Source organism: Streptomyces sp. NBC_01232, assembly GCF_035989885.1.
In the GTDB taxonomy this organism is placed as follows: domain Bacteria; phylum Actinomycetota; class Actinomycetes; order Streptomycetales; family Streptomycetaceae; genus Streptomyces.
This window is the reverse complement of sequence record NZ_CP108518.1, coordinates 6643581-6669129: the sequence shown is the minus strand read 5'-3', so window position 1 is coordinate 6669129 and position 25549 is coordinate 6643581. Positions and strand designations below refer to the sequence as shown.

General features: G+C 72.1%; 21 protein-coding genes. 13 read left to right on the top strand and 8 right to left on the bottom strand.

The genetic code is table 11. From position 1 onward, the window contains the following. Nucleotides 1-822, top strand: a complete 822-nt coding sequence (locus OG444_RS30710) for a methyltransferase domain-containing protein (RefSeq protein ID WP_327265247.1) — start codon at nucleotides 1-3, stop codon at nucleotides 820-822. Nucleotides 823-882: 60 nt separating this feature from the next. Here OG444_RS30710 and OG444_RS30705 read toward each other — a convergent pair whose 3' ends face one another. Beyond that, nucleotides 883-2865 (bottom strand): DUF5107 domain-containing protein, encoded by a 1983-nt coding sequence (locus OG444_RS30705; RefSeq protein WP_327265246.1) that lies wholly within the window; start codon nucleotides 2863-2865, stop codon nucleotides 883-885. A 107-nt stretch (nucleotides 2866-2972) separates the two neighbouring features. Then, nucleotides 2973-3872 (bottom strand): arginase family protein, encoded by a 900-nt coding sequence (locus OG444_RS30700; RefSeq protein ID WP_327265245.1) that lies wholly within the window; start codon nucleotides 3870-3872, stop codon nucleotides 2973-2975. A gap of 143 nt (nucleotides 3873-4015) precedes the next feature. Between OG444_RS30700 and OG444_RS30695 the strand changes: the two genes are divergently transcribed. Then, nucleotides 4016-4798: a hypothetical protein gene (locus tag OG444_RS30695; RefSeq protein ID WP_327266980.1), complete on the top strand. Its 783-nt coding sequence runs from the start codon at nucleotides 4016-4018 to the stop codon at nucleotides 4796-4798. A 17-nt stretch (nucleotides 4799-4815) separates the two neighbouring features. On the opposite strand, the gene OG444_RS30690 is transcribed toward OG444_RS30695, so the two are convergent. The 5 genes from OG444_RS30690 to OG444_RS30670 form a co-directional block, all read right to left on the bottom strand. Further along, complete coding sequence (locus tag OG444_RS30690; protein WP_327265244.1) at nucleotides 4816-6840, bottom strand: S9 family peptidase; 2025 nt, start codon at nucleotides 6838-6840, stop codon at nucleotides 4816-4818. A gap of 13 nt (nucleotides 6841-6853) precedes the next feature. After that, nucleotides 6854-8224 (bottom strand): M20/M25/M40 family metallo-hydrolase, encoded by a 1371-nt coding sequence (locus OG444_RS30685; protein WP_327265243.1) that lies wholly within the window; start codon nucleotides 8222-8224, stop codon nucleotides 6854-6856. 1 nt (nucleotide 8225) lies between these two features. Continuing rightward, nucleotides 8226-9059 carry a M55 family metallopeptidase gene (locus tag OG444_RS30680; protein ID WP_327265242.1) on the bottom strand — a complete coding sequence of 278 codons (834 nt, stop codon included), beginning with the start codon at nucleotides 9057-9059 and terminating at the stop codon, nucleotides 8226-8228. Between the two features lie 170 nt (nucleotides 9060-9229). Continuing rightward, nucleotides 9230-9673, bottom strand: coding sequence for an SRPBCC family protein (locus tag OG444_RS30675; protein ID WP_327265241.1), 444 nt, complete (start codon nucleotides 9671-9673; stop codon nucleotides 9230-9232). 75 nt (nucleotides 9674-9748) lie between these two features. After that, on the bottom strand, nucleotides 9749-10561 hold the full coding sequence (locus tag OG444_RS30670) for a hypothetical protein (RefSeq protein ID WP_327265240.1): 813 nt from the start codon (nucleotides 10559-10561) through the stop codon (nucleotides 9749-9751). A gap of 110 nt (nucleotides 10562-10671) precedes the next feature. Between OG444_RS30670 and OG444_RS30665 the strand changes: the two genes are divergently transcribed. Together OG444_RS30665 and OG444_RS30660 are read left to right on the top strand one after the other, a co-directional pair. Continuing rightward, nucleotides 10672-11703, top strand: coding sequence for an Rv2578c family radical SAM protein (locus OG444_RS30665; RefSeq protein ID WP_327265239.1), 1032 nt, complete (start codon nucleotides 10672-10674; stop codon nucleotides 11701-11703). Nucleotides 11704-11815: 112 nt separating this feature from the next. Next, complete coding sequence (locus OG444_RS30660; protein ID WP_327265238.1) at nucleotides 11816-13399, top strand: alpha/beta hydrolase; 1584 nt, start codon at nucleotides 11816-11818, stop codon at nucleotides 13397-13399. A gap of 62 nt (nucleotides 13400-13461) precedes the next feature. Here the strand turns inward: OG444_RS30660 and OG444_RS30655 are convergent, their stop codons facing one another. Continuing rightward, nucleotides 13462-14013 (bottom strand): HEAT repeat domain-containing protein, encoded by a 552-nt coding sequence (locus tag OG444_RS30655; RefSeq protein ID WP_327265237.1) that lies wholly within the window; start codon nucleotides 14011-14013, stop codon nucleotides 13462-13464. Nucleotides 14014-14405: 392 nt separating this feature from the next. Between OG444_RS30655 and OG444_RS30650 the strand changes: the two genes are divergently transcribed. From OG444_RS30650 to pssA, 9 genes are all read left to right on the top strand, one after another. Next, entirely contained in the window at nucleotides 14406-16205 is a 1800-nt protein-coding gene (locus OG444_RS30650) for a 3-hydroxyacyl-CoA dehydrogenase family protein (protein ID WP_327265236.1), read from the top strand. 163 nt (nucleotides 16206-16368) lie between these two features. Then, a complete protein-coding gene (locus OG444_RS30645; protein ID WP_327265235.1) occupies nucleotides 16369-17181 on the top strand; it encodes a TetR family transcriptional regulator in 813 nt (270 codons plus the stop codon). Between the two features lie 421 nt (nucleotides 17182-17602). Next, a complete protein-coding gene (gene ccrA / locus OG444_RS30640; RefSeq protein WP_327265234.1) occupies nucleotides 17603-18940 on the top strand; it encodes a crotonyl-CoA carboxylase/reductase in 1338 nt (445 codons plus the stop codon). Between the two features lie 31 nt (nucleotides 18941-18971). Beyond that, nucleotides 18972-21053, top strand: a complete 2082-nt coding sequence (locus OG444_RS30635; protein ID WP_327265233.1) for a protein meaA — start codon at nucleotides 18972-18974, stop codon at nucleotides 21051-21053. Beyond that, a complete protein-coding gene (locus OG444_RS30630) occupies nucleotides 21050-22024 on the top strand; it encodes an HpcH/HpaI aldolase/citrate lyase family protein (RefSeq protein WP_327265232.1) in 975 nt (324 codons plus the stop codon). Before OG444_RS30635 ends, OG444_RS30630 begins: the two co-directional genes overlap by 4 nt. Before the next feature lie 5 nt (nucleotides 22025-22029). Continuing rightward, nucleotides 22030-22542 carry a MaoC family dehydratase gene (locus tag OG444_RS30625; RefSeq protein ID WP_030010163.1) on the top strand — a complete coding sequence of 171 codons (513 nt, stop codon included), beginning with the start codon at nucleotides 22030-22032 and terminating at the stop codon, nucleotides 22540-22542. 2 nt (nucleotides 22543-22544) lie between these two features. Further along, nucleotides 22545-23750, top strand: coding sequence for an acyl-CoA dehydrogenase family protein (locus tag OG444_RS30620; protein ID WP_030027413.1), 1206 nt, complete (start codon nucleotides 22545-22547; stop codon nucleotides 23748-23750). A 186-nt stretch (nucleotides 23751-23936) separates the two neighbouring features. Next, nucleotides 23937-24593 carry a phosphatidylserine decarboxylase gene (locus OG444_RS30615; protein ID WP_030010161.1) on the top strand — a complete coding sequence of 219 codons (657 nt, stop codon included), beginning with the start codon at nucleotides 23937-23939 and terminating at the stop codon, nucleotides 24591-24593. After that, nucleotides 24580-25440, top strand: coding sequence for a CDP-diacylglycerol--serine O-phosphatidyltransferase (gene pssA, locus OG444_RS30610; protein ID WP_327265231.1), 861 nt, complete (start codon nucleotides 24580-24582; stop codon nucleotides 25438-25440). The genes OG444_RS30615 and pssA overlap by 14 nt, the downstream gene beginning before the upstream one ends. The last annotated feature ends 109 nt before the right edge of the window (nucleotides 25441-25549 follow it).

Below are 25549 nucleotides of genomic sequence, written 5' to 3'. Positions count from 1 at the left end.
ATGAACGCCGCCAAGGAGAACGCCGTCTACACGCACGGCCACCACGAGTCGGTCCTGCGCTCGCACCGCTGGCGCACCGCCGAGAACTCCGCCGCGTACCTGATCGGCGAGCTGCGCCCCGGCATGCGGGTGCTGGACGTCGGCTGCGGCCCGGGGACGATCACCGCGGACCTGGCCGAACTGGTCGCCCCGGGCGGCCGGGTCACCGCCGTGGACGCCGCCGGGGACGTCCTGGAGCAGGCTCGCGCGTACGCCGGGGAGCGCGGCCTGGGCGCCACGGTGACCTTCGCGACCGCCGACGTCCACGCGCTGGACTTCCCGGACGACTCCTTCGACGTGGTCCACGCCCACCAGGTGCTGCAGCACGTCGGCGACCCGGTGCAGGCGCTGCGCGAGATGCGGCGGGTGTGCCGGCCGGGCGGGATCGTGGCCGCGCGCGACGCCGACTACGCGGCGATGACCTGGTACCCGGCCTCCCCGGGCCTGGACGACTGGCTGGGCCTGTACCGGCGGGTGGCCCGCGCCAACGGCGGCGAACCGGACGCGGGCCGCCACCTGCGGGCCTGGGCCCGGCGGGCCGGCTTCACGGACGTGACCTCGTCGGCGACGGCCTGGTGCTTCGCCACCCCGGCGGACACCGACTGGTGGTCGTCGCTGTGGGCGGACCGTACGCAGTCCTCGGCGTACGCGTCCGTCGCCACCGGCGGCGGCCACACCACGGCCGAGGACCTGGCGGCCGTCGCCGACGCCTGGCACACGTGGGGCAAGGACCCGGACGCCTGGTTCTCGGTCCTGAACGCCGAGATCCTGTGCCGGGCCTGACCCCAAGGTCCCGCCGTCCCTCCGTCCCGCCGTCCCTCCGTCCGGGCGGCGGGAGACGGCTCAGGTGTGTGTTCGGGGGCCCGGCGGCCGCATCCGGAAGTCGTAGCGCGCGGGCAGCGGGCAGTCCGTGAGGGCGGACCAGGCCTCGGCGAGGGTCTCCTCGCCCTCCCGCAGGTCCGGGAGTTCGAAGCCGTCCTCGAAGACCCGGCGGGCCGCCCGCACATGGCCCTCCGCCGCGAGCAGCCGGGCCGCGAGCAGCCGGAAGCGGCCCCGCTCGCGCAGGGCGGGCCGGAGCCGGTCCCAGACGGCGCGGGCCTCGGGCAGCCGGCCCGCCGCGAGGAGGGCGGCCATCGCCTCCTGGCCGAGCGCCGACTCCGCGGCCGTCCACGGCTCGTCCCCGCGGCTCTCCACGACCAGGTCCTCGAAGGCCGCCGCGAATCCGTCGGCCGCCCGCGGCAGGTCCCCGGCCAGGGCGTCCGCCGCCGCCAGGCACCTCAGCAGCGGCCACCGCGAGGGGGCCAGCGCCAGCCCGCGCTCCCAGCTGCGTACCGCCTGGGCCACGTCACCGGCGTGCCACTGGGCCACGCCCAGGTGGTACTCCGTCAGCGGATCCGCCGGCGCCGTCTCCAGCATGTCCCGCCAGTGCGCGGCGACCAGGCTCGGCCCCGGCGGGACCACCCGCCGGGGAGCCGGCAGCACCCCGGTGCGCCACAGTGCGAGCCAGGGCTCCTGCTCCTCGCCGAGCGTGGCCTCACCGAAGGGGGTGCCCGGCAGCTCGATGCCCCCGCGCAGCACCTCCAGGGCCCCCCAGCCCGAGCCCTGCGCCAGCCGCTCCCCCGGTTCGGCGTCGGCGCAGCCGCGCCACGCCTCGTAGGCCGCGTCCACCCGCTTCCGGGGCAGTACGGCGTCCAGGGCGCCCTCGGCCGCGCCGCGGGCCGCGGCCCAGTCCGCGCCGTGCACCTGCGCCGGATCGGCCGACAACGGCCCGTACGCCTCCAGCCAGCTGAACTCCGCGCCGCCCTCCAGCCGTACGTGCTCCAGCTGGGTCCGGGCCAGCCCGGCCTGGATCTCCGCGTAGCCGCCGGTGCCGGGCTCGGTGAGCCACTCCTGCCAGCGCCGGCCGCCTCGGCCCGCGCCCCACACGAACAGCTTGCGCCCGCGCAGCAGCGCGGTGGAGGTCTGCACGAGCCCGTGCCCGGTCGCGTCGAGCGAGGCGATCCAGGGCCGGGCGCCGCCCTCCACCTCGTAGAAGAAGTCGGCCGGGTACTCCCCGCGCAGCGGGTACGTACGGTCCGCACCCTCCCACTCCGGTACGGGGATGCGGCGCAGGGTGCGCTCGTACCCGAAGTGCCAGGCCTCGTCGGCGGGAGCGAGCACACGGGTGCCCGCGTCCTCCGGGACGGCGATGTTGGACCACCAGTAGACGGGGGCGGGGCGCTCGTGCGGGTTGCGGACGCGGACGCCGACGTAGAGGAACTCCGAATCCTCCGGCAGCCACAGGTCCACCTGGAAGGGCAGGTCGCGCAGGCGCTCCCACTCCCACAGCCGGACCATCACGCCCCCGTCGGGGGCCGGGACGAGCGCGGCGTGCAGCGGGGCGCAGGAGAGGGTGGTGTGTCCGGTCGCGCCGGTGTTCCACTCGATGCCGCCGGAGTACCAGGCGCCGTTGAGTGCGAAGTTGGCGGGCTGGAACACCGGGTTGCGGTAGAGGAGTTCCCGCCCGGTCGGCAGGTGCACGAGCGAGTGCACGCGCCCGCCGAGGCCCGGAAGCACGGTGACCCGCAGGTGCTCGTTCTCGATGACGACCGACTCGAACTCCTGCTCCGTGCGCTCCCGTCCGTACCCGTCGCGGATCCTTACGGGCAGCAGCGAGCGCAGCGGCTCGTACCCGATCTGCCGCACCATGTCGCGCGGCATCCCCTCGCGGGCGCGCTCGTCCAGTACGTGCAGGTCGTCGGGCGCGCGGAGGGCGGGCAGTGGGTTGTCCGCGCCCAACGGGGCTGCGGGGAGGGTCAGTACGGCGCGGCGGACGGTGGTGGCCATGAGGGAAATGGAACACGCCACGGCGGCCGGTGCACAGGGGTTCAGCGGAGGACCACCGGTCAGGATTACGCAAAGGCCGCCCGGGGAGCCCGGGCGCCCCGGGACACCTAGGCGAAGGCTCCCGCGACGAGGTCGGCCAGGAGGGCGCCCGCGCGTCCGTCCGGGTCCAGGTCCGGGTCATAGATGGTGACGTTGAGCCCGGCGCAGCGCGGGGAGCCCACCAACACGGCGAGCAGTTCGGCCAGTTCGTCGGGGACCAGGCCGCCGGGGTCGGGGCTGTCCACGGCCGGCATGACGGCCGGGTCCAGCACGTCGGCGTCCAGGTGCACCCAGAACCCGGCGGTGTCCGGCGGGTGCAGGCCGTCCAGCGCCGCCCGCGCCACCGGACCGGCGCCGCGGCGGCGGATCTCGCCGACGGTGGCCGCGGAGATCCCGGCCGCACGGAGCTCGGTGAGGTCCGGGTCGCCGTCCCGCAGCCCGAAGAGCCGCACGTCCTCGTCCCGCAGGTACGGCGAGCGGCCTTCCAGGTCACAGAGGTCGGCCTGGCCGCGGCCGGTGGAGAGGGCGAGCTCCTCGCCGCCGGCCGCGCCGACCGGCCCGTTCACGGCCGTGTTGCCGGGGTGGCGGAAGTCGGCGGAGCCGTCGATCGCGGCCAGTCCGTAGCGCCCGAGGCGGCGCATCGCGAGTGCGGCGCCGAGCTGGATGGAGCAGTCACCGCCGAGCACGACGGGGAACTCCCCCGCCCGCAGGTGCCGTTCGATCCGGTCGGCGAGGGTGACGGTGTACGCGGCCAGAGCCTCGGCATGGAACACGCCGTCGCCCTCCCGCCAGTCGCCGCGGTCGTACCGCGGCGGTACCACCACCCCGCCCTCACGGGCGCCGAGCCGGGCCAGCAGGCCCTGCTCGCGCAGCGCCCCGGCGAGCTTGTAGACGCCCGGTACGACGCCGGGCGCGGGCGGACGCAGCCCGAGGTTGGAGGGAGCGTCGAGGAGCACGAGGGTTCGCATCCCCTCATCCTGGGCGATGCGGCCCCTCCGGGCCCGTCATTTCCACGGCGACGGCCCAGCGCCCGCGCCCGTGGGCGCGCAGGGGGCGTGCTACCGGTCCTGCACGCCACCGCGAGGCGTGTGACACGATCACCGGCGTGATCATGGACGACGCGAGAAGGACGCTGCTCCTGCGGGCCGCGCTGAACAACGCCGAGTGGTGCGACGCGGTCTGCCGTGCGCACGGTCTCGCCCCGCAGTACGACGACGAGCACCTGTGGGTCAGCCCGGAGCGGACTCCGCCGATGTATCCCGACGCGGTGACCCTGGAGCCGTCCGCATCGGCGCAGAGCGTGCTGCTGCGGATGGACACCGACTCCCCCGGCTGCTCGGTGAAGGACAGCTTCGCCGGCCTCGACCTGGCCGGGGACGGCTTCGAGGTGCTGTTCGCGGCGCAGTGGATCCACCGTCCGGCCGGGGCGCGGCTCCCGGAGGCGCGGCCGTCCGGTCCGGAGTGGTCCGAGGTCTCGGGCGCCGGGGAACTGGCCGCCTGGGAGGCCGCCTTCGACGGCGACGAGAGCGACGAGGCCGACGAGCACGGCAGGGCCGGCAGGCTGTTCCCTCCGTCCCTGCTCGGCGAGGACCTCGTCTTCCTGGCCGGCCGCGCCGGGGGGCGGATCGTCGCCGGGGCCGTCGCGAGCACCGGCGGGGGCGTGGCCGGCGTCTCCAACCTGTTCGCCCGGGACGAGAGCGCGGCCGGTACGGACGCCGCCTGGGCGGGGGTCCTCGCCGCGGTGTCCGCCCGGTGGCCGGACCTGGACGTGGTCGGCTACGAGCACGGGGAGGACCTGGAGGCGGCGCTCCGGGCCGGTTTCACCGCGATCGGCCCGCTGCAGGTGTGGCTGCGCACGAGCGACCGCACCCACCACCTCCGCGCCCGGGCCTGATCGGCAGCACTCCCCCGTCAGACCTCCAGTGCCAGCTCCAGCCGCGGGACATCGGTGCGTTCGATGCCGAAGACCTGTCCGTACAGCGACAGTTCGGCCTCCAGCGCACGGATCATGGTGTCGGCCCGCCGGAAGCCGTGGCCCTCGCCCTCGAAGGTCACGTACGCGTGCGGCACCGGCCGGCCCCGCAGGGCGTCCAGCAGCCGCTCCGCCTGGGCCGGCGGGCAGACCGGGTCCTCCAGTCCCTGGAGGAGGACGAACGGGGCGGTGATCCCGTCGGCCCGGGCCACCGGCGAGCGCTCGCGGTTCACCACGGCGAGGGTCTGCGGCGGCCCGGCCAGGCCGTCGATGTAGCGGGATTCGAGGTCGTGGGTCTCCTCGGCGAAGCCGAGCAGGTCCAGCACCGGATAGATGATCGCGGCGCAGGCGTACAGGTCGGTGGCGGCCAGCGAGGCCGCCGCCGTCCAGCCGCCCGCGCTGCCGCCGCGGATGGCGAGCCGGGCGGGGTCGGCGGTGCCCTCGGCGGCCAGCGCACGCGCCACCGCAGCGCAGTCCTCCACGTCCACCACGCCCCACTGCTCGCGCAGCCGCTCCCGGTAGGCCCGGCCGTAGCCGGTGGACCCGCCGTAGTTCACCTCGACCACGCCGATGCCGCGCGACGTGAAGTACGCGATGTGCAGGTCGAGTACGGGCGGCACGTGGTCGGTGGGGCCGCCGTGCGCCCAGACCACGTAGGGGGGCAGTTCGTCGGCGGCGGCCCGGCAGGCCGGGTGGTGCGGCGGGTAGACGTGCGCGTGGATCTGCCGGTTGTCGGGGCCGAGGAAGGTGCGGCTCTGCGGCTCCGGGTAGTAGGCGGGGTCCACCGGGTCCGGGCGCTGCGCGCCGACCGCCCGGGCGTGCCCGGTGGCGGTGTCCAGCTCGACCACCTCGTAGGCGCTGCGCGGGCTGGCGGCGACCCCGTAGACGCGGGTGCCGTGCACGGCGAGGGTCGGCTGCCAGGCGGTCCACGGTCCGGCGGCGTCCACCAGGTCGCCGCTCTCCGGGTCGAGGATGCCCAGCACCGGGGAGCCCTGCCCGTGCAGGACGGCGACGAGGCCGGCCCCCGATCCCGCGGTGTGCGGTGTGTCCCCCGGGAGCGGCGCGAGCCAGCGCAGCCCCGGCTTCCACAGCGGGCCGCCGAACTCCTCCTCCCTCGGGCAGAGGTTGATCGCCCAGCCGGTCCGCGGGTCCACGCTGTACGGGTTCCACCAGCCGCCGCGGTCGCTGACCGCGAGGAGGGTCCCCTCGGCCGTCCACTCGACCTGGGCGACGGCCTCGTCGGGGCCGCCGAGCACGGTCCGGGGGTCGGCCAGGTGTCCGTCCTCGGTGACCTCGGCGACCCTCAGCTCGGTACCGTCCCAGGGCATGCGGGGGTGGTCCCACGCCAGCCAGGCGGCGCACCGCCCGTCCGGGGAGAGCCGTGGCCCGGTGGTGAACCGGTACCGGTCGTCCGTCAGCTCCCTCACGGCGGCCCGGTTCCCGGCCGCCGAGCCGTCCAGCGGTACGGCGGCCGCCACCCGGCGCACATCGGTCGGCGCGGGCCCGGTGAACTCCTCCAGCACGCACCAGACCTCGTCGCCGCGCAGCACCGGGTCGGCCCAGCGCAGGCCGCCGCCGGTCCGGGAGAGCGGGGTCAGGGGCCGCGGCCCGGGGCTGCCGGGCGCGTCGGGCTCGTACGCGTACAGCCGCTGGTCGGCGAAGTGGACGAAGACCAGCAGGGGTCCGTCGGCGGGCCGCTGCGCCCCGGCCCAGGGCAGGCCGCCGTATTCGGTGACGCGGCTGCGCACGTTCCACGGGGCGGGCAGTTCGGTGATCTCGGGCCCGCCGTCGACGAGGCGGCGGCGCACCAGGGTGCGGCGGCCCTCCTCCTGGGGCCGCGGCTCGGTCCACCACACCTCGGGGCCGACCGTGCCGAGGTATTCGGGCCGCCCGTCGAGCGAGGCGGCGAGGGCCGCGTCGATGGGTGAGGGCCAGCTTCCGTAGGGCCGGGTCGTCGTGGTCATCACCGGGCCCCGCTCACAGGGTCCGCAGCGCGCGGTCGAGGACGCGGACGCCGAAGTGCAGGGCGTCGACGGGTACCCGCTCGTCCACGCCGTGGAAGAGGGCCCAGTAGTCGAAGCCGGGCGGCAGCTTCAGCGGCGAGAAGCCGTAGCCGGTGATGCCGAGGCGGGAGAACTGCTTGGCGTCGGTGCCGCCCGCCATGCAGAAGGGGACCACGTGCCCGGCCGGGTCGAAACGCTCGACCGATTCGCGCAGGATCCCGTACGTCCGCCCGTTCACGGGGGCCTGGAGGGCGACCTCCCGGTGGTGGAACTCCCAGCGCACGTCGGGGCCGGTGAGGGCGTCGAGGGTGGCGGCGAACTCGGCCTCGCCGCCGGGGACGGTCCGGCCGTCGACGTAGGCGGTGGCGTGCTCGGGGATCACGTTGAGCTTGTAACCGGCTCTGAGCATGGTCGGGTTGGCGCTGTTGCGGACGGTCGCCCGGACCAGGGCGGCGGCCGGACCGAGCCGGTCGAGGAGCTCGTCGAGGTCGGCGTCCGGCCGGTCCGGGTCCACCGACAGGCCCTGCAGGACGGCGAGTTCGGTGATGCATGCGGTGACGGTGTCGGTGAGCCGGACCGGCCATTCGTACTCGCCGATCCGTGCGACGGCGGCGGCGAGCCGGCTGACGGCATTGGCCCGGTTGGGCTTGGAGCCGTGCCCGGCGGTGCCGTGCGCGGTCAGCTTCAGCCAGGCGGTGCCGCGCTCCCCGGCCGCGATCGGGTAGAGGGAGCGGCCGCCGGGGCCGGTGTGCACGGTGAAGGCGCCCGACTCGCTGATGCCCTCGGTGCAGCCTTCGAAGAGGTGCGGGTGGTGGTCGGCGAGGAAGCCGGAGCCGTCGACCGCGCTGTCCTCCTCGTCGGCGGTGTAGGCGATCACGATGTCCCGGCGCGGCTTGACTCCCGCGCGCGCCCAGGCCCGTACGACGGCCAGCACCATCGCGTCCATGTTCTTCATGTCGACGGCGCCGCGCCCCCAGACCACGCCGTCCCGCACCTCGCCGGAGAAGGGGTCCACGCTCCAGTCGGCGGCCTCGGCCGGGACCACGTCGAGGTGCCCGTGGACGAGGAGGGCCTCGGCGGACGGGTCCGTGCCCTCGATCCGGGCGACCACGTTGGTGCGGCCCGGGGTGCGCTCCAGCAGGACCGGCTCCAGGCCGGCGGCGGCGAGCCGTTCGGCGACGTATTCGGCGGCGGGGCGCTCGCGGCAGTCGCCGCCGCCCCGGTTGGTGGTGTCGATCCTGATGAGGCCGGAGGTGAACTCGACGGCCTCGTCGAGGGCCAGCGCGTCCACCGCGTCCGCGGTGTCGACGGCGCCGGCGGGGGCCTCGGTGTTGATTGCGCACATGTCAGCCATACTGCTCCTCCACGGCCGCCGAGACGACCGTCGTGACCGCTTTGAAGGCGCGGATCGCCTCGTACATCGTTTCGCCGGCGTAGGCGACCCTGCGCTCGCCGCTCCGCTCCACGCCCGGGACGACCGTCGCGGACATGGCCAGGTGCGCGGCGTCGAACTCCAGCTCCACGGTGAAGGGGCCGCCGCGGACCGGTTCGTGGCGCACGGCGAGGGCGGTGGCCTCCTTGGCGGCGGCCCGGATGTCGGCGGCGGTGCGGGCCGGGGTCCGGCACACGGCGGCGTAGCGCGAGATGTGGTCCTTGACGGCGACGGTGGCCGCTCCGGGGGCGTATCCGGCGGCGTCGACGCAGGTGAGGTCGTCGCCGGTGACCAGGATGACGGGGACCCCGTACTCGGCGACGACGTGGGCGTTCAGCAGCCCCTCGCTGGCGCGCACCCCGTTGACCCAGACTCCGGTGATGGAGTTGGCGAGGTAGGTGTGGGCGAGGACCCCTTCGGAGCCGGCGCCGGTGTGGTAGCCGACGAAGGCGATGCCGTCGACGTCGCCGTGCTGGACGCCCTCGACCATGGAGAGCGTCTTGTGGCGGCCGGTGATCATCTCGGCGCGGGCGTCGAGCTTCTCCAGGAGCAGGTTGCGCATGGTCCAGTGCGCCTCGTTGATGACGACCCGGTCGGCTCCGCCGTCGTAGAAGCCGAGTACGGCGGCGTTCACGTCCGAGGTGAACATCGCGCGGCAGCGCTCCCACTGCGGGGTTCCGGGCAGCACGTCCGCGGGCCAGGTGACGCCGGTGGCGCCTTCCATGTCGGCGGAGATGAGGATCTTCATCGGGCCCCCGGGCGGTCGGTTGCGCTCAGGGTGCCCACCCTAGCCGCCGAGGTGCCCCGCGGCCGGGGGCTCGCGCTCCGGCGCGGCGCGCGGCCCGCGGGGGCGGGCGGTCTCCCGGTTCACCCGATCCGGTGAGGCCGCTGCCCCGGCCCCACCGTCAACGCCGTTGCTCAGCGCTCCACTTCGGTGGCCAGGTTCTCGAGCAGGGTGTCGTAGATCCGGCCGAGGCCCTTGGGCGCGAAGGTGCGCTCGAAGAAGCCGCCGATGCCGCCGGCGCCGTTCCACACGGTGCTGACCACGGCCCTGGACTTGCCCTCGCCCGCGGGGGTGACGGTCCAGGTGGTGACCATGGAGGAGTTGCGGTCCTTCTCCACCAGCTGGCCGTCGGTGGGCTCGGTGACCTCGAGCAGGCAGTCGCGCACGCGCTTGCTGGTGGCCTGGAGCTTCCAGTGCACCAGGGTGCCCTCGCCGTCGCCGCCCTCGCGCACCTCGTACTCGCTGAAGTGCTCGGGCAGCACCTTCCCGCGGGTCCCGGTGTAGTCCGCCAGCGCGTCGAACACGGTCTCCGCGTCGGCCGCGATGATCCGCTCCGTGGTGGCCTCGACCTGCGCCATAGCTGTTCCTCCAGCAGTTGTGATCGCTCGTCACGGCGAAGCCAACCACCTCCGGGCCGGGCGCCCAAATCCGGGTCAGACGTGGCAGCGGAGCTTGACCAGGAGCGTGTCCCCGGGCAGCTCCTCCACGTACCTGGCCGTGGCGGTCTGCCGGGGCCCGGGCAGGGGCGGGCGATGGACGCAGACGTCCGGGCCGTCGCAGGCGCCGTGGACGGCGGGGTCGTCCTCGCCGTACCACCAGCCGTCGAGGGTGAGCACGTGCCGGTGCGAAGGGGTCCCGGCGCTCTCCGCGGCGGCGAACTCCTCCCGGCCGGTCCGGCCGACGGTCTCGGCGGCGGCTCCTCCCTGGAGGAACCCGCCGAGGTCGTACCCGCGGCGGGCCTCCAGCAGGGCGGCCACACCCTCCCGGTAGGCGGCGACCAGCGGCTGGGCGTCGAACGCCGCCCTCGCCTCCTCGTCGGCCAGGTGCCCGGCCCGGCACTCCTGCGAAGTACGCCACGGCGTGCCCGCCACCACGCGGCGCGGCTCGGCCGGCGGGTGGCTCCGGGACAGCTCCCGCCACAGGTCCCATGCGGCCCGGGCGGTGTCCCGCGCCTCGGCCCGGATCCCGGCGAAGGCCATCGCCTCACGGGGCCCGCCCGCGCACCATCCGGGCACGCCCTCATCGCTGCGGTCGCGCACGATCCGCGGGTCGTCCTCGTACCCCGGCGACAGCTGGAGTCCGTCGCGGTGGGTGCCGTTGCCGCAGATGCCCCACCCGTCCCAGATGTCCAAGTCCTCGCCCCGGGTGAAGTCGATCCCGAAGGGGGCCATCGCCTCGGCGAGAGCCTCGTCGAGCCTGGTCCGGGCGTCGCCGGGGAGGCACACCACGATCCGCATTCCAGCCATGGCCGGAAGATCGCACACCCGCTCAGATGCGATCAAAGGGATTTCGACCCGCACGATCATGGGAACGTTTGTTCTATTCTCGGCGCCAGAGCTACCGAGGGAGGCGCCTCATGCGCTGGGAGAACCTGACCGAGGGATCCGCGGGGCCGGCCGCGCTGTTCGGGGCCGGGGCCGTCGTGACCCGCACCATCGACACCCCCGAGTTCCGGGGGATCACCTTCCACGAGGTACGCGCCAAGTCGATCGTCAACCGGGTGCCCGGCGCCTCGCGCATGCCGTTCGAATGGACCGTGAACCCGTACCGGGGATGCAGCCACGCCTGTGTCTACTGCTTCGCCCGCAAGACCCACAGCTACCTCGACCTCGACACCGGCCTCGGCTTCGACTCCCAGATCGTCGTCAAGACCAACGCCCCCGAACTGCTGCGCCGCGAGCTCGGCTCGCCCCGCTGGAGCGGCGCGCACATCGCCATGGGGACCAACGTCGACTGCTACCAGCGGGCAGAGGGCCGCTACCGGCTGATGCCCGGGATCATCGAGGCGCTGCGCGACCGGGCCAACCCCTTCTCGATCCTCACCAAGGGCACGCTGATCCTGCGCGACCTCCCCCTCCTTCAGGAGGCCGCCGAGGTCACCGAGGTCGGCATCTCGGTCTCCGTCGGCTTCACCGACCCCGGCCTCTGGCGCACCGTCGAGCCGGGCACCCCCTCCCCCGCCGCCCGGCTGGGCGCCGTACGGGCCCTGACCGATGCCGGGATCGAGTGCGGGGTACTGATGGCCCCGGTGATCCCCTTCCTCGGGGACTCCCCGGAGCAGCTGCGCGCGACCGTGCGCGCCGTGGCCGAGTCCGGCGCGACCTCCGTGACACCCCTGGTACTCCATCTGCGGCCGGGGGCGCGCGAGTGGTTCACGGCATGGCTGGGCGCCCACCACCCCCACCTGGTCCCCCGGTACGAGCGGATGTACGCGGGCGGTTCGTACGCGCCCACCTGGTACCAGCGCCGGATCACCCGCCAAGTCCACGAACTGGCGGCCGAATTCGGCATCGGTCCGGGGCGGCGGGGCGCGCCGCGCCGGATCGTCACCCCGGAGCGCCCGGAGGGCTCCGGGCCCGCCGGAGCCACCCAGCTCAGCCTCCTGTGACGGCCGGCGTCGCCTGAACGGTCATCACATCGGGCCAATAGGCGGCACAATCCCGCCTTCCGGGCGCGGTTTCCGGGACGATTCCGCCCAGAACCCTCGGCTGGGAGGCCCCATGCTCCACCCCTTGAAGAAGCGCGCCGCTGTCCTGCTGTCGATCTCCACCGTCGCCGCCACCGTCGCCGCCGCCCTCGCGACCCCGGTCACGGCCGCACCGGCCGGTCCGGCCGCACCGGCGCCGGCCCGTGCGGCGCTGCGCTGGACCGGCTGCACGACCCCGCGGTACCCCACGCTGCAGTGCGCGTCCCTCAAGGTGCCCCTCGACCACGCACGGCCCGGCGGGCGCCAGATCACCCTGGCCCTGACCCGGGTCCCCCACACCGGCCCCACCTCCCAGGGCCCCCTGCTGGTCAACCCCGGCGGCCCGGGCGGCAGCGGCCGCAGCCTGGCCGGGTACATCGCCTCCGCCCTGCCCAAGGAAGTGGCCGCCCAGTACGACGTGATCGGCTTCGATCCCCGGGGCGTCGGCAAGAGCGAGCCCGCCCTGGACTGCGCTGCCGGCCACTTCAAGCCCGCCCGGCCGGACTCGGTCCCCATGGACGAGGCGACCGAGCGGGCCAACCTGGACCGGGTCCGGTCCTTCGCCGAGTCCTGCGGCACCAAGCACGCGGACGTGCTGCCGTACATCGACACCGTCTCGGCCGCCAAGGACATCGAGGCGCTTCGCACCGCCCTCGGCGCCGAGCGGATCAGCTACTTCGGCTACTCCTACGGGACGTATCTGGGCGCGGTGTACGCCAAGCTCCACCCGGGCCGCGTGCACCGGCTCGTCCTGGACTCCGTGGTCGACCCGGGCGGGGTCTGGTACGAGGACAACCTCGCCCAGGACCTCGCCTTCGACGCCCGCCACAAGGCCTTCCTGGCCTGGGTCGCGCAGTACGACGCCACCTACCGGCTGGGCACCGACCCGGCGACGGTGGAGCGGCGCTGGTACGCGATGCGGGACGCGCTGCGCGAGACCCCGGCGGGCGGCAAGGTGGGCCCGGCGGAGCTGGAGGACACCTTCATGCCCGGCGGCTACTACAACGGCTACTGGCCGAACCTCGCCGAGGCCTTCGCGGCGTTCTCGGTGGGCAAGGACCCGAAGCCGCTGGTGGCCGCCTACGAGCGGTTCGGCGCGGTGGAGCCCTCCGCGGGCAACGGCTACAGCGTCTACACGGCGGTCCAGTGCCGGGACTCCGCCTGGCCGAAGGACTGGAACCAGTGGCGTGCGGACATGTGGAGCACCCACGCCAAGGCGCCGTTCATGACCTGGAACAACGCCTGGTACAACGCCCCGTGCGCGTTCTGGCCGACGGAGTCGCTGCAGGCCCCCGACATCACCAATGCGGACCTGCCGCCCGCCCTCCTGCTCCAGGCGACGGAGGACGCGGCGACCCCCTTCGAGGGGGCGCTCAGCATGCGGGACAAGCTGTCGGGTTCGGCCCTGGTGGTCGAGGAGGGCGGCGGCAATCACGGCATCGCCCTGAGCGGCAACAAGTGCCTGGACGACAAGGTGGCGGCCTACCTGACGACGGGCAGGGCCTCGGACGCCACCTGCCCCGCGCAGGCGGCCCCGAAGCCGTCCACGGCCACCCGCGCCGTGCCGGCCTCGGCGGGCGGCGCGGCCCTGCACGGCCTGCTCGGCTTCCGGGGCTGACCTCCGCGACGGCCCGGGGGCCGAGCGGCCGCCGGGCCCGTCGGGTGATCCCGTACGGGCCCTCAGCCCAGTCCGCGCAGCGCGGCCGTCGCCGCCACCGCGAGCCGGGGGTGGGACTGGGCGCGGGTGAGCAGTTCGCGGGCGCGGGGGTCGGCGAGGGCGCCGAGCCCCTCGACGCAGGCTAGGGCCACGCGCCAGTACGGGTCGTGCGGGGACAGCAGCCGCCCCAGGGTGGCCATCAGGGCCGGTACGGATTCGGGGGCGCGCAGGGCGGTGAGCAGGCGCACGGGCTGCAGGGCGTAGGCCGTGCGCAGGCTGTTGGTGGCGAGCGCCGCGGCGGCGCGGGCGGTGCGCGGGTCGTCCAGGACGGCCAGCGCCTCGGCGGCGGCCGCGCAGCGGGCCGGGTCGCGGTGGTTGAGGAGCAGGACGAGGGCTTCGAAGGCGCGCCGGTCTCCCGCGAGGCCCAGCCGGTACGCGGCCAGTTCGCGGGCCCACAGGGGCAGTCCGGACGAGGTCAGGGAGGCGGCCAGGCCGTCGGGGGCGGCCGTGAGCAGCACCTCGTACTCGGGTGACGGTCCCGCCTCCGCCCGCAGGCGCTCCAGCACGTCGTTCACCCGGCCACCCTAGGGGGACACAGCGGTCGCCGCGCCGGGTTTCGGGACATCGGCGACAGCCGGTTGATCGATGATCGATGATCGGTACATTTGGGCGGTACAGGTCACATCTCCGCGCTATGGCGCACCAGTTACCGGCGAGTTACTGTCGTTGCAACAACGTACGAGGGCGGCCTGGTGACGCAGCCGCCTCGTGTCGGTCGGTTCGTATTCACGGCGTGACCCCGGGACAGGGTTCCGCCGTTCTCGCCCCGGGGACCCGCTCCCCGAGGGCTGCTCCCCTCGGCCCCCTCACCCCGGGCCTTCCACCGCACGGCTCTTCCGTACGGCATCCGCGCGCGCCGTGCGCCGCGCGCCCCTCAGTCGTCACCCTCTTCCACTGGAGTCCCTCGATGGACCGTCAGTCCAGTCACCCCACCCTGCAGACCATCGCCGTCGTCGGCCTCGGCACGATGGGCACCGGCATCGCCGAGGTCCTCGCCCGGTCCGGCCGCGAGGTCATCGGCATCGACATCAGCGAGGCCGCCGCCCACCGGGCCGCGGCCGCCCTCGCCTCGGCCACCGCCCGCTCCGTCACCCGGGAGCTGCTCACCGAGCAGGAGCGGGCCGACGTGCTCGCCCGCTTCCGCACGTTCACCGACCTGGGCGCGGCCGCCGAGGCCGACCTCGTCATCGAGGTCGTGCCCGAGTCGTACGAGATCAAGCAGCAGGTGTTCCGCGAGCTCGACGCGATCGTCCGGCCCGACACCATCCTGGCGACCGGCACCAACGCCCTGTCGGTCACGCGGATGGCCGCCGAGTCCCTGCGCCCCGAGCGGGTGCTGGGCCTGCACTTCTTCAACCCGGCGCCCGCGATGAAGCTGGTCGAGATCGTCTCCTGCGTCCTGACCGCCCCGCCGGCCGTCGAGGCGGTCACCGAGCTGGCCCGCGAGCTCGGCAAGGAGCCCGTCCCGGTCGGCGACCGGCCCGGCTTCGTCGCCGACGGCCTGCTCTTCGGCTACCTCAACCAGGCCGCCGCGATGTACGAGGCCCGGTACGCCTCCCGCGAGGACATCGACGCGGCGATGCGGCTCGGCTGCGGCCTGCCCATGGGCCCGCTCGCGCTGCTCGACCTGATCGGCGTGGACACCGCCCGCACCGTCCTGGAGGCCATGTACGCCTCCTCCGGCGACCGGCTGCACGCCCCGGCCCCGATCCTGGGCCAGCTCGCCGAGGCCGGCCTCACCGGCCAGAAGTCCGGCCGCGGCTTCTACACGTACGAGACCGCGGGCAGCCCGGTGATCGTCCGCGACCTCCAGACCCCGCTCGACGGGTCCCTCATCGGCGCGGGCCGCCCCGTCGCCTCCGTCGGTGTGGCCGGCTCCGGGACGATGGCGAGCGGAATCGCCCAGGTCTTCGCGCAGGCCGGCTACAGCGTGGTGCTCGCCGCCCGCAGCCAGGAGAAGGCCGAGGCCGCCAAGGCCGCGATCGGGAAGTCCTTGGGCCGTGCGGTGTCCAAGGGCCGCCTGACCGAGGAGGGCGCCGCGCAGACCCTGGAGCGGATCACTCCGGCCGGTTCGCTGGACGCCTTCGCCGAGGTGGACCTGGCCGTGGAGGCCGTCGCCGAGGACCTGGCGGTCAAGCAGGAGCTGTTCGCTTCCCTGGACAAGGTCTGCAAGCCGGGCGCGGTGCTGGCCACGACCACCTCCTCGCTGCCGGTCATCGCGATCGCCCGCGTGACCTCGCGTCCCGAGGACGTGATCGGCATGCACTTCTTCAACCCGGCCCCGGCGATGAAGCTGGTCGAGGTGGTCCGGACCGTCCTGACGTCCGACGACGTGCACGCCACGGTCCGCGAGATCTGCGTCAAGGTGCGCAAGCACCCCGTGGACTGCGGCGACCGGGCCGGCTTCATCGTGAACGCGCTGCTGTTCCCGTACCTCAACAACGCGATCAAGATGGTCGAGCAGCACTACGCCGACATCGACCAGATCGACGCCGCGATGAAGCTGGGCGGCGGCTACCCGATGGGGCCGTTCGAGCTCCTCGACGTGGTCGGGCTCGATGTGTCGCTGGCCATCGAGAAGGTCCTGCACGCGGAGTTCCGCGACCCGGGTCTGGCCCCGTCCCCGCTGCTGGAGCACCTGGTGGCGGCGGGCTGCCTGGGCCGGAAGACCGGCCGCGGATTCCGTGAGTACGCCGCCCGCCGGTAATCCGTCGGGCCACGAGCCGGATGCGTGGGGAGGGCTGCTCGGGCCCGCCGGACCCTCACGGCGGGCCAACCCTCACGAGCCCAGTGCGGGCTCTCCCCCGCATCCACCCCTCTCCCACCCCCCGCAGGCGCGCTCCCCTGCACGAATGAAGTACTTTCGCTCTATGTCCCAGCCCGCCAAGACCTCGCCCCGCGCCGCCACGGCCTCCGACACACCCGAGAGTCCGGCCGGCACCAAGGCGGCCGCGCAGCGGCTCAAGATGCGCCGCGAGCTCGCCGCCGCGGCCATGGAGCTCTTCGCGACCAAGGGGTACGAGGCGACGACGGTCGACGAGATCGCGGCGACCGCCGGTGTGGCGCGCCGGACCTTCTTCCGGCACTTCCGGTCCAAGGAAGAGGCGATCTTCCCGGACCACGACGACACCCTGACCCGCGCCGAGGCCGTCCTGGACGTCGCCCCGGCGCACGAGCACCCGCTCGACACGGTGTGCCGCGGGATCAAGGAAGTCATGAAGATGTACGCCGCCTCGCCGGCGGTGTCGGTGGAGCGCTACCGGCTGACCCGCGAGGTACCGGCGCTGCGGGAGCGGGAGATCGCCTCGGTGGCCCGGTACGAGCGGCTGTTCACACGCTATCTGCTGGCCCACTTCGACGAGACCGATCACCACGACGGCAATGACGATCCGCTGCTGGCCGAGGTGGCCGCCTCGGCGGTCGTCACCGCCCACAACCACGTCCTGCGGCGCTGGCTGCGGGCGGGCGGCCAGGGGGACGTGGAGGCGCAGCTGGACCACGCCTTCTCGATCGTCCGGAACACCTTCGGCTCGGGCATCGGCGCGGGCCGCACCCTGGGTGCGGCGCCGGCCGCGCCGGCGGCCGTCCGTACGCAGGGCGAGGTGCTGGTGGCGGTGGCCCGCACGGACGCTCCGCTGGACGAGGTCATGCGGACCATCGAAGAGGCCCTGCGCCCGAAGTAGCCGAGAAGCACCACGCGCGACTCCCCCAGCTACCGCTGGGAGGTGCCAAGGGTCACAGCGGCCGCTCCCGTACCGGGGGCGGCCGCTTTCGTTTGTCCGGCTTGCCCCTACTCGCAGGTAACTTTGATCGATCATCGCTCATCGGTGCAGGTCAATCGGCAAATGAGAGAAAGTTTTGGCACGCGGTGCCTTGCCGGGTGACACGGGGTGCCATACGTTGAAGTCGTCCGGATGTCCCCGCGACCCACGCCCACACGGCGTGGAACGCGCCCCGGATTGCCTGCGTCACCAGGCACCGCGCGCCTCACCACGGGCGTAGCCCAGCAGCACCGCACCAGCCGGACCGACGGCACACACCACACCGCACCACGCACCCCGTTTACCTCAGCGCACCCTCATCAGCGCTAGCCGGAGGCTCACCGTGAAGGACATCCTGGACGCGATTCAGTCGCAGTCCGCCACCGCCGCAGACTTCGCAGCGCTGCCGCTGCCCGACTCGTACCGCGCGATCACCGTGCACAAGGACGAGGCGGAGATGTTCGCGGGGCTGACGACACGCGAGAAGGACCCGCGCAAGTCCCTCCACCTGGACAACGTCCCGGTGCCGGAGCTGGGCCCGGGCGAGGCCCTGGTCGCCGTTATGGCCTCCTCGGTCAACTACAACTCCGTGTGGACCTCGATCTTCGAGCCGGTCTCCACCTTCAGCTTCCTGGAGCGCTACGGGCGCCTGTCCGAGCTGACCAAGCGCCACGACCTGCCCTACCACGTCATCGGCTCCGACCTCGCGGGCGTCGTCCTGCGCACCGGCCCCGGCGTCAACGCCTGGAACCCGGGCGACGAGGTCGTGGCGCACTGCCTCTCGGTCGAGCTGGAGTCCTCCGACGGCCACAACGACACGATGCTCGACCCCGAGCAGCGCATCTGGGGCTTCGAGACCAACTTCGGCGGCCTGGCCGAGATCGCCCTGGTCAAGTCGAACCAGCTGATGCCCAAGCCCGACCACCTGAGCTGGGAGGAGGCCGCCTCCCCCGGTCTGGTCAACTCCACGGCCTACCGCCAGCTGGTCTCCCAGAACGGCGCCGGCATGAAGCAGGGCGACAACGTCCTGATCTGGGGCGCCAGCGGCGGCCTCGGCTCCTACGCCACCCAGTTCGCGCTGGCCGGCGGCGCCAACCCGGTCTGCGTGGTCTCCAGCCCCGAGAAGGCGGACATCTGCCGGGCCATGGGCGCCACCGCGGTCATCGACCGCAACGCCGAGGGCTACAAGTTCTGGAAGGACGAGCACACCCAGGACCCGCGCGAGTGGAAGCGCTTCGGCTCCAAGATCCGCGAGCTGACCGGCGGCGAGGACATCGACATCGTCTTCGAGCACCCGGGCCGCGAGACCTTCGGCGCCTCGGTGTACGTCACCCGCAAGGGCGGCACCATCACCACCTGCGCCTCGACCTCGGGCTACATGCACCAGTACGACAACCGCTACCTGTGGATGTCGCTGAAGCGGATCGTCGGCTCGCACTTCGCCAACTACCGCGAGGCGTGGGAGGCCAACCGCCTGATCGCCAAGGGCAAGATCCACCCCACCCTGTCGAAGGTCTACTCCCTGGAGGAGACCGGCCAGGCCGCCTACGACGTCCACCGCAACCTCCACCAGGGCAAGGTCGGCGTCCTCGCGCTGGCCCCCGAGGAGGGCCTGGGCGTCCGCGACCACGAGATGCGCGCCAAGCACCTCGACGCCATCAACCGCTTCCGCAACGTCTGAGACCGTTCAAAGGCCTAAGGGACAGCCTGAGATGACAGAGCGCCAGAAGGACCGTCCGTGGCTCATGCGGACGTACGCCGGCCACTCCACGGCCGAGGCGTCCAACGAGCTGTACCGCCGCAACCTCGCCAAGGGCCAGACCGGCCTGTCGGTCGCGTTCGACCTGCCGACGCAGACCGGCTACGACCCCGACCACATCCTCGCCCGCGGCGAGGTGGGCCGGGTCGGGGTCCCGGTCTCCCATCTGGGCGACATGCGGAGGCTGTTCCAGGACATTCCCCTGGAACAGATGAACACCTCGATGACGATCAACGCCACGGCCATGTGGCTGCTGGCGCTCTACCAGGTGGCCGCCGAGGAGCAGGGTGCGGACATCGCCCAGCTCCAGGGCACCACCCAGAACGACATCGTCAAGGAATACCTCTCGCGCGGGACGCACGTCTTCCCGCCGGGGCCGTCCCTGCGGCTGACGACGGACATGATCGCCTACACGGTCAACCACATCCCCAAGTGGAACCCGATCAACATCTGCTCGTACCACCTCCAGGAGGCCGGGGCCACCCCGGTCCAGGAGATCTCGTACGCGATGTCCACGGCGATCGCGGTCCTCGACTCGGTGCGCGACTCGGGCCAGGTGCCCGAGGAGCGCTTCGGCGAGGTCGTCGCCCGCATCTCCTTCTTCGTGAACGCGGGCGTCCGCTTCATCGAGGAAATGTGCAAGATGCGCGCCTTCGGCCGCATCTGGGACAAGGTCACCAAGGAGCGGTACGGCATCGAGAACGCGAAGCAGCGTCGCTTCCGTTACGGCGTCCAGGTCAACTCCCTGGGACTGACCGAGGCCCAGCCCGAGAACAACGTCCAGCGCATCGTGCTGGAGATGCTCGCGGTCACCCTCTCCAAGGACGCCCGCGCCCGAGCCGTGCAGCTGCCCGCCTGGAACGAGGCGCTGGGCCTGCCCCGGCCCTGGGACCAGCAGTGGTCGCTGCGCATCCAGCAGGTCCTGGCGCACGAGAGCGACCTGCTGGAGTACGAGGACATCTTCGCCGGATCCCACGTCATCGAAGCCAAAGTCGACTCCCTGGTCGCCGACTGCCTGGCCGAGATCGACCGGATCCAGGAGATGGGCGGCGCCATGGCGGCCGTCGAGTCCGGGTACCTGAAGGGCGAGCTGGTCGCCTCGCACGCCGAACGCCGGGCGCGGATCGAGGCCGGCGAGGACAAGATCGTCGGCGTCAACTGCTTCCAGCAGACCGAGGAGAACCCGCTCACGTCCGACCTGGACGGCGCCATCATGACGGTCGACGGCGCCGTGGAGGCGCTGACCGTGGAGCGCATCGGCCGCTGGCGCGCCGAGCGCCAGGAGTCCTCGGACCGCCAGGGGAACGGCGACCCGTTCGTCTTCCCCACCACCCAGCAGGCGCTGGAACGCCTCAAGGAGGCCGCGGCGGGCACCGAGAACCTCATGGAGGCCACGCTGGAGTGCGCCCGCGCGGGTGTCACCACCGGCGAGTGGTCCAGCGCCCTGCGCGAGGTGTTCGGCGAGTTCCGCGCCCCGACCGGGGTCTCCTCGGCCCCGGTGGCCGTCACCGCCGAGCCCGGCACGCCGATGCACGAGGTCCGCGAGAAGGTCTCCCGTACGGCCGACGAGCTCGGCTCGGGCCGGCTGCGCCTGCTGGTCGGCAAGCCCGGCCTCGACGGGCACTCCAACGGCGCCGAGCAGATCGCAGTCCGGGCCCGCGACGCCGGCTTCGAGGTGGTCTACCAGGGCATCAGGCTGACGCCGGAGGAGATCTCCTCCGCGGCGCTGGCCGAGGACGTGCACTGCGTGGGACTGTCCATCCTGTCCGGCTCGCACAGCGCTCTCGTCCCGGACGTCCTGGAACGCCTGCGGCTGGCGGGGGCGGGTGACATCCCGGTCATCGTCGGAGGCATCATTCCGAACGCCGACGCCGTGACGCTGAAGGCCGCGGGTGTCGCCGCGGTCTTCACGCCGAAGGACTTCGGCATCACGGAGATCATCGGCCGTATCGTCGACGAGATCCGCAAGGCCAACAAGCTCGCTCCCCTCGATATCGACAACGCACTCGTTGCAAGCACGGAGGTCCCCGCATGACCACGCCAGTCCACCCGGTGAACCGCCTTCGCCCGCGTCGCTCCTGCCTCGCGGTGCCCGGCTCGAACCCGCGGTTCCTGGAGAAGGCCCAGGGCCTGCCGGCCGACCAGGTCTTCCTGGACCTGGAGGACGCCTGCGCGCCGCTCGCCAAGGAAGGCGCCCGCCACACGATCGTGGACGCGCTGAACAACGGCGACTGGACCGGCAAGACCCGCGTCGTGCGCGTCAACGACTGGACCACCCACTGGACCTACCGTGACGTCATCACGGTCGTCGAGGGCGCCGGCCAGAACCTCGACTGCATCATGCTGCCGAAGGTCCAGGACGCCCAGCAGGTCGTGGCGCTCGACCTCCTGCTGACCCAGATCGAGAAGACCATGGGCTTCGAGGTCGGCAAGATCGGCATCGAGGCGCAGATCGAGAACGCCAAGGGCCTGGTGAACGTCGACGAGATCGCCGCCGCCTCGCCGCGCCTGGAGACCATCATCTTCGGCCCGGCCGACTTCATGGCCTCGATCAACATGAAGTCCCTGGTCGTGGGCATGCAGCCGCCCGGCTACGGCGCGGACGCCTACCACTACATCCTGATGCGGATCCTGATGGCGGCCCGCATGCACAACCTCCAGGCGATCGACGGCCCCTTCCTCCAGATCCGCGACGTGGACGCCTACCGCGAGGTGGCCGGCCGGGCGGCGGCGCTGGGCTTCGACGGCAAGTGGGTCCTGCACCCGGGTCAGGTCGACGCGGCCAACGAGGTCTTCTCCCCCTCCCAGGAGGACTACGACCACTCCGAGCTGATCCTCGACGCGTACGACTGGTGCACCTCGGAGGCCGGCGGCAAGAAGGGCTCCGCGATGCTCGGCGACGAGATGATCGACGAGGCCAGCCGCAAGATGGCCCTGGTCATCGCGGGCAAGGGCCGCGCCGCGGGCATGCAGCGCACCACCAAGTTCGAGATCCCGGAGGCCTGACCGCCATGCAGTTCGGACGCACGTACGAAGAGTTCGAGGTCGGGGCGGTCTACAAGCACTGGCCCGGGAAGACGGTCACCGAGTACGACGACCACCTCTTCTGTCTGCTGACCATGAACCACCACCCGCTCCACATGGACAGCAATTACGCCGAGAACACCACGGACTTCGGCAAGAACGTGGTCGTGGGCAACTACATCTACTCACTGCTGCTCGGCATGTCCGTGCCGGACGTCTCCGGGAAGGCCATCGCCAACCTGGAGATCGAGTCCCTGCGGCACGTGGCGCCGACCTTCCACGGCGACACGATCTACGGCGAGACCACGGTCCTCGACAAGACCCCGTCGAAGTCGAAGAACGACCGCGGGATCGTCTACGTGGAGACCAAGGGCTACAAGCAGGACGGCACCCTCGTCTGCGTCTTCCGGCGCAAGGTGATGGTCCCGACCGAGACGTACATCAAGGAGCGCGGCGGCGAGCAGCCCGGCCGCCCCACGCTGAAGGAACAGGGGAAGTAGCCATGGCCCGACTCGCCCAGACCGCCGGGCTGACCGACGTCCAGCGGGAGATCCTCAAGACCGTCCGGGAGTTCGTCGACAAGGAGATCATCCCGGTCGCGACCGAGCTCGAGCACCGCGACGAGTACCCGCAGCAGATCGTCGACGGCCTCAAGGAACTCGGCCTCTTCGGCCTGATGATCCCGGAGGAGTACGGCGGCCTGGGTGAGTCGCTCCTCACCTACGCCCTGTGCGTCGAGGAGATCGCCCGCGGCTGGATGTCCGTCTCGGGCATCATCAACACCCACTTCATCGTGGCGTACATGCTCAAGCAGCACGGCACGCAGGAGCAGAAGGACCACTTCCTCCCGCGTATGGCCCTGGGCGAGGTGCGCGGCGCGTTCTCGATGTCGGAGCCGGCGCTGGGCTCGGACGTGTCGGCCATCTCCTCCAAGGCGGTCAAGGACGGGGACGAGTACGTCCTGAACGGCCAGAAGATGTGGCTGACGAACGGTGGCAGCTCCACCCTGGTGGCCGTTCTCGTCCGGAGTGACGAAGGACACCCCGAGGGCACCGCGCCGCACAAGTCGATGACGACCTTCCTCGTCGAGAAGGAGCCCGGCTTCGGTGAGGTGCGTCCCGGCCTGACCATCCCCGGCAAGATCGACAAGATGGGCTACAAGGGCGTCGACACGACCGAGCTCATCATGGACGGACTGCGCATTCCGGCCAATCGGGTCCTGGGAGGCCAGACCGGCCGAGGGTTTTACCAAATGATGGACGGCGTCGAGGTCGGCCGCGTCAACGTGGCGGCGCGTGGCTGCGGTGTCGCTCAGCGTGCTTTCGAACTGGGTGTCTCCTATGCCCAGCAACGTCACACTTTCGGCAAGGCGATCGCCGAGCACCAGGCGATTCAGTTCAAGCTGGCCGAGATGGCTACCAAGGTCGAAGCCGCCCATGCGATGATGGTCAATGCAGCACGCAAAAAGGACTCTGGGGAACGAAACGACCTCGAAGCAGGGATGGCGAAGTACCTCGCCTCCGAGTACTGCAAGGAGGTCGTCGAGGACGCCTTCCGTATCCACGGCGGATACGGCTTCTCGAAGGAGTACGAGATCGAGCGTCTCTACCGGGAGGCCCCGATGCTGCTGATCGGTGAAGGTACCGCCGAGATCCAGAAAATGATCATCGGGCGACGCCTGCTCGAGGAGTACCGGCTCCAGGGCTGAAAGTCCCTTTTGCAGCGAATCATCCATGGGTTCGTTGCGAAAGGATCACTGGCAGTGACTGGCTGGCGGTCATCGACTCGGCTTCTGGCTTGCCCAGTTGTTGCGTGCAACCGATAGCATTCCAGTAAAGCCGCCGTCCCGTCCCCCTATTTGCGGCGCGGCAATCACCCGCTACGAAGGTCATCCATGCCCCACAGCCAAACCTCTGCACCTCGCGACAGCCTCCTTGGCGTACGCCTCGCGCGCGGAGCATCGCCGTGGCTTCTGCCGACCGTCGCCACCGCGGCGCTCAGCCTCACCCGGGCCCGCAAGTCCGGACGCTGGGCCGCGGCGGCCGTGCCCGCCACCGCGCTCGCCGCGGGCATGCTGTGGTTCTTCCGCGACCCCGAGCGCGAGATCGCTCAGGGCCGTGTCATCTCCCCCGCCGACGGTGTGGTGCAGAGCATCATGCCGTGGAAGGACGGACGGACCCGGGTCGCGATCTTCATGAGCCCGCTGAACGTCCACGTCAACCGTGCGCCCCTCGCGGGCACGGTGACGTCCGTGGAGCACATCCCCGGCGGATTCGTCCCGGCGTTCAACAAGGAGAGCGAGAACAACGAGCGCGTTGTCTGGCACTTCGACACCGAACTCGGTGACATCGAGATGGTGCAGATCGCCGGCGCCGTCGCGCGTCGCATCGTCCCGTACCTGCCGGCCGGCACCAAGGTGGAGCAGGGCGAACGCATCGGTCTGATCCGCTTCGGCTCCCGCGTCGACATCTACCTCCCCGAGGGCGTCGAGGTCGCGGTCGAGGTCGGTCAGGCCACCACCGCGGGGGTGACACGAATTGACCGTGACTGACCCTGAGACTCCGGCCGCGGGCTGGGTTCCCGAACCTGCCGAGGAGGAGTCCGCCGAGGACGACATGCCGCTCTCGCTGCGGCTGTCGATAGCGGACACCCTCACCCTCGGTAACGCGACGTGCGGATTCATGGCGGTGTACTTCACCACCACCGGAATCCTCATTCCGCACCTCACCGGCAGTGGCGAGTCGGGCATGGCCCGTAACAGCGCCGCGACGGCAGTGATACTGATGCTGCTCGCCGCGGTCTTCGACCTCTTCGACGGCATCGTGGCCCGCAAGCTGCGCAGCTCGCCGATGGGTGCCGAGCTGGACAACCTGTCCGACCTGATCAGCTTCGGCCTCGCACCGGCCTACTTCGTGCTCGTCTACGGCATGGTCGCCGTCGACGCGCACCAGAAGATGTCGGCGCTGGCCGCGATCGTCGTACTGCTCGCCGTGGTGCTCAGACTCGCGAGATTCAGCTGCGTGACGATGAAGGACGGCATGTTCCAGGGCATGCCGAGCCCCTTCGGCGCGCTGACGGTCGTCTCGATCGTCCTGCTGGAGCTTCCGTTCGTCCCGACGCTGCTGGCGATCATCGGAGTGGCCTGGCTGATGGTGAGCCGGGTCGAGTACCCGAAGCCGCGGGGTGTCCTCGCGGTGGCGATGCTCTGCTGGATCATCAGCGCGATGGGGCTCCTGGCGGCCTGGGCGTTCGACGCCCCGGGCGGTCAGCTGCTGCTCCAGACGGGCTGCGCCCTGCAGATCGCGATGGCGGCGACCATTCCGCTGTTCGCGACCACCCGGAAGGCGAACACCTTCCGGCACAACCGCCGCGAAGCCCGAGCCGCGACGCTGCGCTAGCTGTACCGGAGAAGGCCCCCGGATGCCGATGGCATCCGGGGGCCTTCTGCCGTTCCCGGAGGGCGGGGTCGGGGCCGGTGGTGGGGCGGGGGTCGTCCGGGGTGTGCAA